The following is a 13,451-nucleotide window of genomic DNA, read 5'->3' as shown; positions in this document are numbered from 1 at the left end:
AATTTTGACGGTCTAATAAATTACTATTGTACTTCTTTACGCAAACTTGCCAATCCTAAAATAGCAAGCATTGAAAATCCAATTAAAGCAAATTGAGAAACAGCTTCGCCAGTTGAAGGAAGTGCTTTACCTTTTTCAACTTCATGCACTGCAGGCGCTAAATAAGAAGTTATAGCAGCACCCTTATAAGCTAATTCCTTGTTGCCTTTAATCGCTGATAAAACAACCTGATCAGATTCTTTCTGAAGATTACCAGGCAAAGTTTCCACAACTTGATTTGCCTTAGAAACTACAAAGTTTTGTTTAGATTCACCTTGAATGAATACCGTTTCGCTTGAATTATTACTCTTACGATCAGCTTCTTCTCTAGCCCGTTTCTCTGCCTCTGCCTTGATTTGAGCTTGACGCTGAGCTTCCAAATATTCACGATAAGATTTCACAAGTTCTTTGTGAGTTGCAGACAATGCCTCAAAATTAGCTTTCGCAGCATCTAATTTAGCCTGAGCAGCTTCTAAAGCATCCTTCTTCTCTTTCAAATTAGAGTTCGCAAGTGAAAGATTAGATTCAGCTTCTTTCAATACAGAAGGAGCATTCTTCAAATCTTTTAGACGAGCTTCAGCATCCACAACAGATTGACTCAATCCCTCTACTGAACCTTGAAGAACTTCCAATTCATTTACAAGTTTCTCATAAGCAAGCTTCTTAGAATCAAAATCATTACGCTCTACATTCAATTTAGCTTCAGCACTTTGTTTTTCAGCTTTTTTCGTTTCTAACTTCGCTTGAGCAACTCTTAACTCTTCCCTCTTAGACTGAATATCTGCATTCAAACGTGAAACAGCAACCTGAGCAAGAGCATTCTCAACTTCAGCTTCAGTTAATGAAGCCTTTGCTTTATTCAATGTTTCTTGAGCAGCTTGTGCTTTCAACTCTACAGACTCTAAAGCTTTACGTTTATCCATTGCCTCATTATAAGCTTTCAGTGCTTTTTCATATTCTGACTTAGCTTGATTTAACTCATTCTGACCTGCATCATAAGCTGCTTTGGCTTGATTATAAGCCTTTTCAGCTTTGGCTTTTTCTGCTAAAAGCACACTACTGTCATAATGGTTCTGAACAACTGTACGATCAAAATTATTTTTTGTCGCTGTATCTAAATAATCAGAATCAATCGTAAGGAAATGCAAACCATTCCAAGAACCTTCTCCACCTTTCGGACTAGAAACATCAATACCTATATAGTCGTGTTTGCCAGCAGAAATTCTATGAGCTGCATCAGCAATACTTGAAGCATGATCCCACTCATATTCTGAAAACATAAACTGAAGCATAGACTCATAAACAGCAGCCTTCAATTGCGCTAAAGTCATCTTATCAGAATATGCACTACTTCCAGCCCAATTCTCATAATACTGCCAACCTTGCGCTTCACGAGTAGGATTAGTAGTCGGCAAACCATAATAAGCTGCAGCCTCATTTACTGCTTTTGCATCATGACCTACAGCACCACGTCTACGTGCCTCATCTAAATTCCACTTATGCGCAACATATCCATCTGTTACTCTATCAGCAAAATCAATAGAAGATGGACTAACTACAGAAGAACTAGATCCAACTTGCTTACGAACTTGATTAACCAAGTCAGAACCGAATAAAGACAATTCTTTAATCACTTCAGTCGGCAACTCGTTAATATCGTAGGCTACAGTATTATCGTCATTAGGATTAACTTTATACTGATGCAACTTCTCTAATTTTGCACTCTCAGCTTTCAAAATAGGTGCAAGTTTCTCTTTCTCTGCTCGAGAGCTAACAGCATACTTCTTCAAAGCTTCAACATAAGTAGCAGTTAATTGAATAGTGTTAAGCGAATCTACATTTGACTTCGCTAATTCATACGCAGCTTTTGTTTCCTTATGCTTAGACTCCAAAACATCATTCTTATTTACAACAGCATCATAAGAACTCTTGGCTTCATCTTTCTTCTTCGATTTAGCATCTTCTTCTTGATTAGCAGCCATAAAATCATTCATGTGCTTTCTATCAAACTCTTGTGCTTCTTTCAAAGCATTTTCAGCTGTTTTTACTGCTTGCTTACTTTTCTCAAGTTTTGCTGAAGCATCATCCGCTGCCTTAAAGATTTCAGCTGAATTCGTCCCATCCAAAAGTGCTTGTTTTTCAGAAACAACCTTCTCTGCTGAAGCAACTTCCTTACCTTTTTCAGATACTACAGCTGCTGCTTTATCAACTTTCTCACTCTGCTTATCCAATTCTTCTAAAGCCTTAACTCTAGCATCTTTAGCTTCAGCAACAGACTTTTTCGCATCTTCAAGATTCTTTTGTTTTGAAGCAATTTCTTCTTCAGCTTTTTTTATAGCTTCAGGATTAGCATTTTTCACCAACTCTTCAGCATCTTTCACAGCCTTAGAATCTTTTTCTACTTGGCTTTCAGCTGCCTTTACATCTGCAGCAGCACTAGAAACAGACTCTTCTTGAGCTTTAACCTCTGCTTCTGCCTTAGAAACTTTAGCTTCTGAAACTGCAATATCAGCTTCAGTAACAGTTTGATTAACTTTCTCAACTGCATCTACAGAACTAGCTGGATTACTAACTGTTCCTACTTCTTCAGCTTTTACTTGACTACCCAAGCCAAAAGCGCCTGCTACAATCGCTCCAGTTAATAAAACTTTGTCAACTTTTTTCATCTTTGAACTCCTTTTATATTTAATAAACGAAAATGTTTCCGTTTACTACCTTTTCTATTTTATATCAATTTATTTGCTTTTTCAAACAATTTAACTATTATATTATGTGACAATTACCCCTTTCTGATACCAATACTCCTTAAATCTTTCTCTAGCCCCTGTATTAAAACCATACAGACTAAAAGAAAAACCAATGGAATTTCTCTTTTTATAATAAGCTAACAATTCTTCTTTATACAAAGAAATAAACTCAAACAACGATTTTTTATCACTTTCTGTCAAGGCAAAAGGATAAACTGGATAATAACATTCTTCCTTCAAATCAAGGACTGCTATAGAATATACATAAGATGGTATTTTAACACCAGTCTCATACCTTTCCTTTTTTATTATCTTCAAAGTACCAATAACAGACTCCTTTCCTAAAATTCCCAACACTAATCTTCAATCACAATGCTTTCTTCATATCTCGAAATTCGACTTGAAACCACCAGCATTGAATACAAAAAAACGAGCCATAAAAGACCCAACATCAAAAAAATATATACAATAATCATCTATCTATTTCTACGAATAACTACGTATCAATACCTTTCCCCAGGAACGCTTTTTAGACAAGATGAAACGGTAAATCGTTACACTCACACGACCATCTGCAATCAAAAAAGCACCTTCCCTGAAATTATTTCGAATCGTCAATAATAGAGGTTCTGGTAAACTTAAATAATAACAACGACTCTTATTCTTGAGTGTTTCTACAATCATCAAATATTCTTCTTCAAAATAAAGAGTCACATATTTACCTTTTTTTAAATTTGTCAAACACCTATATAACAGACACTTATTAAAAACATTCTTTAAATCCATCACAACTTCTCCAAAAAGCCTTCAAGTAACTCTCGAACTTCTTCTTTAGTCACATATTTTTTATTCTCATTTTCAAAAACATGGACTACTTCGCTTTCTGACTGATGATCAATAATCTGCTTTACCAAACCATAAGCAAACTTTTTATCATAACCCAGACTCATGATTTCTGAAAAATCAAGAACCCGATCACGGGCAACATAATTCTTCTCTTGTGGAATATCCATCCCAACAAGATGATCTAAAGAACAATTGAAATATCTAGCTAAAGACTTCATTTTATCTAAATCAGGTACTCTTTCTCCACACTCGTATCTTTGATAAGCTCGAACTTGTATTTCTAAATAATTAGCAACCTGTTCTTTCGTCTTATTACGATCCTCACGAATACCTTTTAAGCGATTCCCCAGAGTATTTTCCATATGTAATTTCCTTTCAATACAAACAAAAAAGACGGTTTGGGAGCTAACCGTCTTAGAACACATACCATCTACAACTCTGACTTATCAGCTTATAAGAAACTACTTACTCTAAATAATCTCTTACAAACTAATAAGCCAGCCATCAATTTTACAGCACAAAAGCCATTATGTATCATCAATAAACTAGCTATTAGTTTATAGAATATTTGTATGCTCGTATCTTCGCACACTAGCTTTCATAATGCTTCACAGCATGACTACTCACTTCGATTACTCAATGATACAAAATATCACCTTTCACCATCAGCAAAATACAATATAATTATTGTATCTTACACCCCGCCCAATCAACTTGCGCCCTTATCTCTCTCTAAGGATAACAAGCATCATCTCCGACTCACCAAGCCAGCAGTTCTAGTCTCTTTGTTCTACACAGGTCACTAGCTAAACCCTAATGCTACGCATGTAAACTTAACGAGTTTTAAGAAGAAATTCACCAAAAACAACCAAAAAAGAAAAACTGCTCATGGATAAAGCAAATAAAAATGTTTTTTGAAAAAAGTTGTACTGTAGTCATTTTTACATAAAATCTGCTTAAAACTCGTTAAATTTACATACCTCTGAATCATCTTACCATTCACGAACACACTCATCATCACCTAATTTTTATACAGAGACAAAACTCATTTTGACAAAACATAATGGATAATGTATAATAAAATTGCTACATTTTATTTATTGGTGTGTTTGTAGTCTGGACTTCAGATTTCAGACGCACTTTTTATTTAATTATCAAAGAGCTAACTCTTTTAAAAAGATTAAGTAAAATGAAATAATTCCAATTCTTTATTCAAGATTTAATAAAGAACTTATTTTGTTATAATCTTTTTGAATTTGTAATCAACTGATTACATTTAATATTATATAATCAAATGATTACTTTGTCAACACTTTTTTTAGAAAAATTATATATTTTTTTGAAAGGCCACTATTATGTTTACCAAACGCCTTAAAAGCTTGCGAAAAGAAGCTGGTTTAACCCAAAAAGAAATAGCAGATCACTTCAAAACTAGCCCACAAAGCTATGCTCAATGGGAAAAAGGACTTAGAAGTCCGTCTAAAGAAAGCTTAGAAAAATTAGCACAATTTTTTAATGTTTCAACCGATTATCTTCTAGGCAATTCTGAACTCAAAAATCCAGAAGATCAACTATCAAATGTAGAACTTCTATTCCGCAAAACTTCAAAAAATATGACTCCTGAACAAAAAGAGACCTTTCAAAAAGAACTCTTAGAATTTATGGAAATTAGAAGAAAAGCCTTTGAGGAAGACGACCAGTGACAGAAACTTATTTCAAAGTTTGGGAAATCGCAAGAAAAGAACTCTATTCATTTATTAAGTTATATAATATTTCCAAAATCAATTATACTTTTGAAAATTATTTCAATCACATTATAAAAAAGCATAAAATCAAATTGCTGCCTCATCACTTTTCAGACGAGGCTATTTTAGGCTTAACCCTAATTGATAATCTAGGGATCTCTTTTTCTTACGAAGCTTCTAGTATTCCAACCAGACAAAATTTTACAAAATGCCACGAACTAGGACATTTAATTTTACGACATTCTGGAACTGTATTCGCAGAAAATACACAGAATAATGACCAACAGGAGAAAGAAGCTAATTATTTTTCATCCTTCATTCTCATGCCAGATATTGTATTGCTCACCAAAATCTTCTATCAGAAAAAAAATTTCCAAGAAACAAAACTTGAACTAAAAGTCTCTACACAAGCCTTTGAATTGCGCTTAAATGAGCTTTTAATAAACCAAGGTGACATTCCACCAAGCACTGCTCAAAAACTTGTTACAGGCTATATTACAGGCTCTAACAAACCTATCATGAAAATCTTTGCTTCTCTCAAAGATAAAATCATATCAGAATATGAGAGCATCTATATTGACGATATAGACAGATTTAAAATCCTTATCAATACAAAAGGTTTCCTTACACAATTAGATATTACCTCTCTATCTGACCTTGAATTTCAAAAAACAGCACAAGCTTTACAAAATATCGAAGTCAAAACCTACTACAATCAAGGCTTTGCCGTATTCTACTCCTGGAACACGGACTTCTTTTCAGAAGATGAAAGTTTGAGAAAAGCAAAACTCATCCATTACGACCTAACACAAAAGAGGACTAGCAATTAGCCCTCTTTTCTACCTTTCCTGAATTGTCTTTTCTAAATTATCTATCCTAATTCGTAACCTAAAAATCGCACTCCTTAATTCATCATTTGAATTGTGCCTATTCAAACTCTCTGCAATACGTTTTATATCAAATATCATTTCTTCTTTCATAATCTTAGTTTACCATTTCCCCATTAGAAATATAACTAAAAATCCTGAAATGTTATTTTTTATCCCTGAAATGTCAAAAAAGGCTAAATATTAGCCTTCTTACTTTTCAAGCACCTCTTTAGCCTTTTTCGCAATTTCTTTTTCTTTTGTAGTTCCAGCTTTTACATAAGTATTACCATCATAAGACAATACATCATCTTTTAATTCATATTCAAATATATCATCCCCAACCAAAGTATGATTTTCTTGTTTAATCGTAAATGTTTTACGAGGTGTACTTTGTATAAGTTTATCTTCACTAATTTTGACAGGATATAATTTAGATAAAATAACATTATCTTTTTCCCCATAAAACTCATAATAAGTTCCATCCATACTTTGTTTAGAAGAGCAAGCAACTAAAAGAATCGCTGAAGCAAATAGTGCAGCTAACAAATACAATGTTTTTTTCATAATATCACCTTTCACTTAATGATCGCTTTTCAAATTTTGAACACAACTACAGTTAAAAATATTCCAAATATACATTCAATATGTATAAAACAAAGTGTAGGCACTTTGAACATTTTATTAAATCATTGTAACATAACCACAACTAAAAAACAATTTAACAAAGATATAAGTAATTGTCTACAACATCTTTATTATTTTGTCAAAATCTTTTGCATTTATTCTTTGTGATAAAAATATTTGACTCATTTTTATGGCATGTAAATCTACACATTTACAAAATGAAAGAGACTAAATCCTTAATCTCCTTTATTTTATAAATTTCTCTATGATTTTAGAATAAATTACTAACCTATAATTTTATGTTTCTGCCCCACATTTGCCCCACTTTAAAAGTGAACTATACTTCTTATCGCAAAAATCAAATCTTCTCCCTGATTAAATTATCAATAAAAAAGAGTTTTAAATTCTACAATATACCCCTTTGTTTCATGCAGGGGGCATAGAAAGTATGACTAAAAAAGCCTACTCTGTAGGCTTTTTTGCTTGCTCTGAAATCATTTTGCCCCACTTTCTGCCCCACATTTTTTTATGAGCAATCTTTCCAAACATCTCTAATTTGATTAAATTCTTCAAAAATTTTCTCTTCTAAAGTGTGTCCATATACTTCTACTAACATTGAAATATCTCTATGCCCTAGAATTTTTGCAATAACTCCAAGGTCAAATCCTTTGTGCCAGAGGTAGCTTCCATAGGTATGACGTGCTCCTTTTGTCGTGATAATTGGATAAATATCTAATTCATTTAAAAGAACACTCAAAGCTTTATTGACACTTGCAATATCTGGTACCAAGTGAATATATCCATAATGCTGAAAAATCATTTTATACCTAGGATTGAAATCAATTCGAATCAATTGTTCATTTCCATAAGTGGATAATTGAAAAAATATAATATTGATTGAATCATACTCATTAAAATCTTTAGCTAAAGTAAATACATCATCTCGTACGTTATCATGTATTTCAAATGAATCAACTCTTGTACTTATTGCCTGTTTCAGATTTTTAAAAATTTGTCTTAGGGAACCAATGTCTGTATCCCAGATAACCGTTAATCTATCAATACTGACATCTAACCGCTGTACTAATTCTCCTACATCACATCGTTCTTGAATACTTCTTAAATCTTGTATAGAAACCAACAAAATTGTCCCCCCTTCTTTTAGATTTTTTAGGTTTCAGAAACACCGTCAAATCAACGATTGCTCGTTCCGTCGTTCTTTGGGCGTTGCCCTAAGTGTCCCTTTTTGCTGGCTGTTAGAATAGCCAGCTTTTGCTTGGCTAGAAATTGTCTGGACGGCAGTCTGCAGGACTTCGCCTGACTTCCCGTCAGGCTCGTCCCTTGTCCTTGTCCACACAATTTCTAGCTCCAAGGCTTCGAATAGTCGTAAGTCATAGTCTCGTCCTCAACTTCCTCCTCACTCACTATTCCTAAACATATGAGTTATTTGTATCGTTTATAACTTATTTGTAAGTTATAAATATATTTTATAAAAAATATTTTGAGTAGTCAACTAAAAACTTGATTTGTAAGTTTATAGGTGATAGAATAAGTTTAAAATACAACATAGGAGTTTATCATGACCTTTATTATTCAAAATTTTGGACCCAATTTGGCACGACTACGCATAGAAAAAGGAGTAAGTCAAACTCAACTTGCGGAAGATTTAGGAATCGGTAAACAGTCCATCTCTGATTATGAAAAACAAAAAAGCTATCCTACCTTTGCAAATTTGGATAAGATAGCAGAATATTTTAATGCAACTCCAACCCAACTATTTGGAACTAGTAAAGAGATTGAGTTAGAAAAGAGTGTTCTTGAATCTAATGAATACTCTGATAAAGTAAGTGAGATTTTAAAAGCTGTCAAATACATCGAAGATTTTCTAGAAACTGATGGACAGTACTTAGAGGATTTACTTTACTTAACAAGAGGCAACCAACTATACACAGAAGATGGAGATGAGTTGTATATTGATCCAACTTCTCAGAAAAGAACACTTCATAACCAATATGAACCTGGTTTTATTGAAGCAAGGGATAAATCTCCACTAGAACTCTTAATTGAAAATAAGGAATTGTTTGATAAATAGAAAAAGCGAGGATAACCTCGCTTCAGATTGAAGTTAAAATCTTTAGAAGACACTTTTATAAGGACTTTGTCTTCAATCTGTGAAAAGGAGTGAAAACTCCTTTTCTTTTTGTAAGTCAGACTGAAACTTCCAAATTGTTTATTTATTTTATTGACATTTTCTATAAAAATAAGTACAATAGTTTTATTAGAAACTATACTATATAGGGGGTATTGAAATGAAATTTTCTAATCGTTTACTGCTATTCCTTGCAGGAGTTGTTTTTGTCCTTTTAGGACTTTTCCTATTTACAAACCCAGTAGCTAATCTTGTTGCTTACAGCTGGTGGATTTCATTTGGTTTACTGGTTTCTTCTATAGCAGCTATTTTAGGCTATTTCTCTGCACCAAAAGAGCTTCGCTCACCTGTTTATCTTTTCCAAGGATTTGTTAGTCTTCTCTTAGCTCTTTACCTCGTTGCTTATGGCTTTGTGACCCTGCCGGTCGTCATTCCGACCATTGTAGGAATTTGGTTAATTGTAGAAGCCATTATTGCTTTCTTTAAAGGCAATCGTCTAAGATTGATTTTCCCTATTATTGGTAGCAATATCATGTGGGTAGCCTTGCTTGAATTTTTACTAGGTCTAGTGATTCTGTTCAATCCAGTGGCTACAGGTGTCTTTGTCGTTTATGTCATTGCCTTTTCATTTTTAGTTACTGGCTTCACCTACATTATTGAGGCCTTTCGTAAATAGTCTAGTTGCTATTTCTATCGCATTCAAAAAAGCTGGGAAATCATATTCTCAGCTTTTTCGTCTCTTTAATTATCACTTTTTCGCATTCCATTCTACGTAGAAATTTGTTTTTCCATTTTATTCTCCAATTTGATCTCGCACTGACATTTATTTATAACAAAACTATATATCTAGAATAGCATAATCATTAGGTATTATAGGTTTTCAAACAAAATACGAGTCATTCGTTTTTGCCCCGCTTTTGCCCCATTTTTAAATCCTGACATTGAAAATACCTAAAAGTATTTCCCTAAAATCAGCTATATTTCAACATTTTTGTTTATTTTCAATATGAAAAGTTCTTACAAATTCATGCAGGGGGCATAGAAAGTATGACTAAAAAGCCTTGGAATCCAAGGCTTTTTCATTATTTTACAATTTTTCATTTCACATTTCATTATCCGCACAATAAAAAGACTTCAAACCATTATTTTTGACCAATAGTTTGAAGTCTTTTTTACTTTATTGATTTCAGAAAAGTTGTACTTTCTTCGATGTGTCTTACATCATGCCGCCCATCATGCTTGGATCCATAGCTGGTGCTGCTGGCGCAGGTTCTGGCTTATTGGCCACAACTGCTTCTGTTGTCAAAATCAAGCTAGCAACTGAAGCGGCATTTTGCAGGGCTGAGCGCGTCACCTTGACTGGGTCAATGATTCCAGCTTCAATCATGTTCACCCATTCGCCGGTCGCTGCATTGAATCCTGTACCTGCTTCAGAGTTTTTCAGACGGTCGATAACGATTGAGCCTTCAAAGCCTGCATTCAAAGCGATTTGACGGACAGGCTCTTCCAAAGCTCGGAGGACGATGTTACGGCCTGTCGCTTCATCACCTGTTAAGTCAAGAGCAGCTACTGCATCCAATACGTTAACAAAGGCTGTACCACCACCAGACACGATTCCTTCTTCTACTGCGGCACGAGTCGCATTAAGAGCATCTTCAATGCGGAGTTTCATTTCTTTAAGTTCGGTTTCGGTTGCAGCTCCGACCTTAATCACCGCCACACCACCGGACAATTTAGCCAGACGTTCTTGCAATTTTTCTTTATCAAACTCAGAAGTTGTACTTTCGATTTGCGATTTGATAACGGCCACACGATTGGCAATAGCTTCTGGATTGCCAGAGCCTTCCACAATCACAGTGCTGTCCTTGTCAACAGTGACTTTAGAAGCTTGTCCAAGCGCTTCAATCGTCGCATCTTTGAGCTCCAGACCAAGATCTTCTGTAATCACTGTACCACCAGTCAAAATGGCAATATCTTCCAACATAGCCTTACGACGGTCACCGAAACCTGGTGCTTTAACAGCCACTACATTAAAGGTACCACGAATCTTGTTGAGAACCAGCGTTGGCAGAGCTTCACCATCCACATCATCCGCAATAATCAAGAGCGGACGGTTGGTTTTCAAAATACTTTCCAACAATGGCAGAATTTCTTGAATGTTAGAAATTTTCTTGTCTGTAATCAAGATATAAGGGTTGTCCAGATCAGCCACCATTTTTTCACTATCCGTCACCATGTATTGAGACAGGTAGCCACGATCAAACTGCATTCCTTCTACGACATCCAGCTCTGTTTCCATCCCTTTGGACTCTTCGATAGTGATAACGCCATCGTTGCCAACTTTTTCCATAGCTTCAGAGATGTACTCGCCGACTTTCTCGCTGCGAGAAGACACAGCAGCAACCTGAGCAATCGCTTCTTTGTTAGAAACTGGAATCGCAGTTTCTTTCAAGGCTTCAACAGCTGTTGCAACTGCTGCTTCAATCCCGCGACGGATACCGATTGGGTTGGCACCCGCAGTTACGTTTTTAATCCCTTCACGAACGATAGCTTGGGTCAATACAGTAGCAGTCGTTGTTCCGTCCCCAGCGATATCGTTGGTCTTTGAAGCCACTTCTGACACCAGCTTAGCGCCCATATTTTCAAAATGATCTTCCAGTTCGATTTCCTTGGCAATGGTCACACCGTCATTGGTGATAAGGGGTGAACCAAAAGATTTTTCCAAAACAACATTGCGGCCTTTAGGCCCCAAAGTCACCTTGACAGTATCTGCTAAAATATCCACACCACGAACCATTGCACTACGTGCATCTGATGAAAATTTAATATCTTTTGCCATCTTTAAACCTCTTTCTTCGATTTTTACTCAACAATTGCAAGAATGCTTGCTTCCCCAACAACCAAGAATTTCTCATCTTGATCTTTGACTTCAATGCCAGCATGACTTTCAACTAAAACCTTATCACCTGGCTTGACACTTGGTGCAACCAACTCTCCGTTCAACGTACGGATTCCTTGGCCAACTGCAATAACTTTTGCTTCTTTTGTCGCGTCCTGTCCTGCACCAGCAATGACAAAGCCACCAACTTTCTGTTCTTTTTCTTCTACTTTTAAGACCACACGGTCACCTAATGGTTTTAACATCTTTTTCCTCCAAAGATTGAATTTTAGCACTCTATGACATCGAGTGCTAATCTATAGTTATTATTTTATCACTTGGTCAGAAATAGTCAAGAAAAAACTTTGCCGAATGACAAAGTTTTTGGGGAAATTAATTGGAAACATTATTGAGCTAACTTCAGTTTCTCTTCAAAATCATCAATCACTTTTTGCAGATTTAGTCTACCCTTGTAGATGCCATAGCCAAAGACCAGCATGACAAGAATTCCCAAAATAGCTAAGATGACTCCTACGATAAACAGAAGCAGATTAGTTCGATGAAAGAGATAAATCAGGACAAAACCGATACTGGCAATGGTAAAGAAAAGACTAAACCAGCGTCCGAGATTTTCAATCATATGCTTCTGGTATTGAATTTCTGTTTCATAGCCTTGAATCAATTCTTGTTCTGTCATGATTTTTCCTCTTTTTCTTAATATTGGAGACCTGGGTTAAAGAAGCCAGCCAGTACTCCAAGAAAGGCGATAACAACCAGAATGAGCATCACTTTGATTGGAGAAAGGTTCTTCTTGGCCATGAGCCACCAGCAAAATACGATAAAAACAGCTGTTAAGAGACCTGGGTAAACACCGTCTAATTTATCTTGTAAGACAAGGTAAGGCTCTTTTTCACCCGGATTGGTCAATTGGAAGGCAGTTTTGATAGGTACCCAAGTTGCTGCAACAGCACCGATAACCATTCCGCCGACAATCCCAACAGATTTACGGATAGCTTGTCCTTGTTCTCCTACTAGAAATTCAACGGCCTTGTCTCCCAATTCATAGCCTTTAAAGTAAGCGAAACGCATACCGAAATAAGCCAGCAGATTCCAAACTAGGATATAGAAGATGGCACCGACAGGTGAGCCTCCATTTGAAAGCCCCATTGAAATCCCTAAAATAACTGGAATCAAGGTTCCAACGATCAGAGAGTCACCGATACCAGCAACCGGCCCCATCAAGCCAGCCCGAAGTCCGTTGATGGTTTCGTCATTTACTGCTTCTGCACCATTGGCACGCGCTTCTTCCAAACCAGCTGTGATCCCAACGACCAGAGTACCCAGCTGAGGTTCCGTGTTGAAGAAGGCTGTATAAGTGTGCATAGAACGCGCTTGCTCTTCTTTTGTATCGTACAATTCTTCCACGATTGGTAGCATAGAAGTCAAGTAACCAAAAGTCTGCATGTGCTCTTGAGAGAAGCAGGTCAAGTGACCATAGTACCAGTGGTGGAATGATTTGGTCAGTGTTTTTTTAGATATTTTTTTAGTTGCCAT

Annotated in this window: 15 protein-coding genes and 2 pseudogenes; 4 read left to right on the top strand and 13 right to left on the bottom strand. The window is 35.8% G+C overall.

Annotation, left to right across the window (positions count from 1 at the left end):
* Positions 1–23 precede the first annotated feature (23 nt).
* The 4 genes from RWS39_RS02130 to RWS39_RS02115 all read right to left on the bottom strand — a co-directional run bounded on the left by RWS39_RS02130 (position 24) and on the right by RWS39_RS02115 (position 3,994).
* The gene (locus tag RWS39_RS02130; protein ID WP_314479958.1) at positions 24–2,705 is read right to left on the bottom strand and encodes an SEC10/PgrA surface exclusion domain-containing protein; all 2,682 of its coding nucleotides are present in this window, start codon (positions 2,703–2,705) and stop codon (positions 24–26) included.
* Positions 2,706–2,807: 102 nt separating this feature from the next.
* Positions 2,808–3,140 (bottom strand): hypothetical protein, encoded by a 333-nt coding sequence (locus tag RWS39_RS02125; protein ID WP_314479957.1) that lies wholly within the window; start codon positions 3,138–3,140, stop codon positions 2,808–2,810.
* Between the two features lie 132 nt (positions 3,141–3,272).
* A complete protein-coding gene (locus RWS39_RS02120; RefSeq protein ID WP_314479954.1) occupies positions 3,273–3,572 on the bottom strand; it encodes a hypothetical protein in 300 nt (99 codons plus the stop codon).
* Positions 3,572–3,994, bottom strand: a complete 423-nt coding sequence (locus RWS39_RS02115; protein ID WP_314479951.1) for a helix-turn-helix domain-containing protein — start codon at positions 3,992–3,994, stop codon at positions 3,572–3,574. The genes RWS39_RS02120 and RWS39_RS02115 overlap by 1 nt, the downstream gene beginning before the upstream one ends.
* A gap of 993 nt (positions 3,995–4,987) precedes the next feature.
* On the opposite strand from RWS39_RS02115, the gene RWS39_RS02110 reads away from it, so the two are divergent.
* Positions 4,988–5,335, top strand: coding sequence for a helix-turn-helix domain-containing protein (locus tag RWS39_RS02110; protein ID WP_314479949.1), 348 nt, complete (start codon positions 4,988–4,990; stop codon positions 5,333–5,335).
* Positions 5,332–6,207, top strand: coding sequence for an ImmA/IrrE family metallo-endopeptidase (locus RWS39_RS02105; RefSeq protein WP_314479945.1), 876 nt, complete (start codon positions 5,332–5,334; stop codon positions 6,205–6,207). Before RWS39_RS02110 ends, RWS39_RS02105 begins: the two co-directional genes overlap by 4 nt.
* 9 nt (positions 6,208–6,216) lie before the next feature.
* On the opposite strand, the gene RWS39_RS02100 is transcribed toward RWS39_RS02105, so the two are convergent.
* The 5 genes and pseudogenes from RWS39_RS02100 to RWS39_RS02085 form a co-directional block, all read right to left on the bottom strand.
* Positions 6,217–6,357: a hypothetical protein gene (locus RWS39_RS02100; protein ID WP_314479942.1), complete on the bottom strand. Its 141-nt coding sequence runs from the start codon at positions 6,355–6,357 to the stop codon at positions 6,217–6,219.
* Positions 6,358–6,456: 99 nt separating this feature from the next.
* The gene (locus RWS39_RS02095; RefSeq protein WP_314479939.1) at positions 6,457–6,810 is read right to left on the bottom strand and encodes a hypothetical protein; all 354 of its coding nucleotides are present in this window, start codon (positions 6,808–6,810) and stop codon (positions 6,457–6,459) included.
* Between the two features lie 586 nt (positions 6,811–7,396).
* A pseudogene (locus RWS39_RS02090) lies at positions 7,397–7,699 on the bottom strand (tyrosine-type recombinase/integrase); the annotation flags it as partial.
* Positions 7,696–8,014: pseudogene (locus RWS39_RS09540) on the bottom strand (replication initiation protein); the annotation flags it as partial. The pseudogenes RWS39_RS09540 and RWS39_RS02090, both read right to left, overlap by 4 nt.
* A 45-nt stretch (positions 8,015–8,059) precedes the next feature.
* Positions 8,060–8,242 (bottom strand): hypothetical protein, encoded by a 183-nt coding sequence (locus tag RWS39_RS02085; RefSeq protein WP_002916824.1) that lies wholly within the window; start codon positions 8,240–8,242, stop codon positions 8,060–8,062.
* Positions 8,243–8,449: 207 nt separating this feature from the next.
* Between RWS39_RS02085 and RWS39_RS02080 the strand changes: the two genes are divergently transcribed.
* On the top strand, positions 8,450–8,962 hold the full coding sequence (locus tag RWS39_RS02080; RefSeq protein WP_003013606.1) for a helix-turn-helix domain-containing protein: 513 nt from the start codon (positions 8,450–8,452) through the stop codon (positions 8,960–8,962).
* Between the two features lie 217 nt (positions 8,963–9,179).
* On the top strand, positions 9,180–9,695 hold the full coding sequence (locus RWS39_RS02075) for an HdeD family acid-resistance protein (protein ID WP_003004261.1): 516 nt from the start codon (positions 9,180–9,182) through the stop codon (positions 9,693–9,695).
* Between the two features lie 540 nt (positions 9,696–10,235).
* On the opposite strand, the gene groL is transcribed toward RWS39_RS02075, so the two are convergent.
* The 4 genes from groL to RWS39_RS02055 all read right to left on the bottom strand — a co-directional run bounded on the left by groL (position 10,236) and on the right by RWS39_RS02055 (position 13,451).
* Positions 10,236–11,858 carry a chaperonin GroEL gene (groL, locus tag RWS39_RS02070; RefSeq protein WP_314479928.1) on the bottom strand — a complete coding sequence of 541 codons (1,623 nt, stop codon included), beginning with the start codon at positions 11,856–11,858 and terminating at the stop codon, positions 10,236–10,238.
* Positions 11,859–11,881: 23 nt separating this feature from the next.
* Complete coding sequence (groES, locus tag RWS39_RS02065) at positions 11,882–12,163, bottom strand: co-chaperone GroES (protein WP_048766103.1); 282 nt, start codon at positions 12,161–12,163, stop codon at positions 11,882–11,884.
* Between the two features lie 140 nt (positions 12,164–12,303).
* Entirely contained in the window at positions 12,304–12,594 is a 291-nt protein-coding gene (locus RWS39_RS02060; RefSeq protein ID WP_005591588.1) for a hypothetical protein, read from the bottom strand.
* Between the two features lie 17 nt (positions 12,595–12,611).
* Positions 12,612–13,451 carry a PTS system mannose/fructose/sorbose family transporter subunit IID gene (locus RWS39_RS02055; protein ID WP_039975565.1) on the bottom strand — a complete coding sequence of 280 codons (840 nt, stop codon included), beginning with the start codon at positions 13,449–13,451 and terminating at the stop codon, positions 12,612–12,614.

Origin of the sequence: Streptococcus cristatus (assembly GCF_963529205.1) — a bacterium.
Taxonomy (GTDB): Bacteria; Bacillota; Bacilli; order Lactobacillales; family Streptococcaceae; genus Streptococcus; species Streptococcus cristatus_O.
Note: the sequence above shows the minus strand (reverse complement) of the source record. Positions and strands in the feature narration are given on the sequence as shown.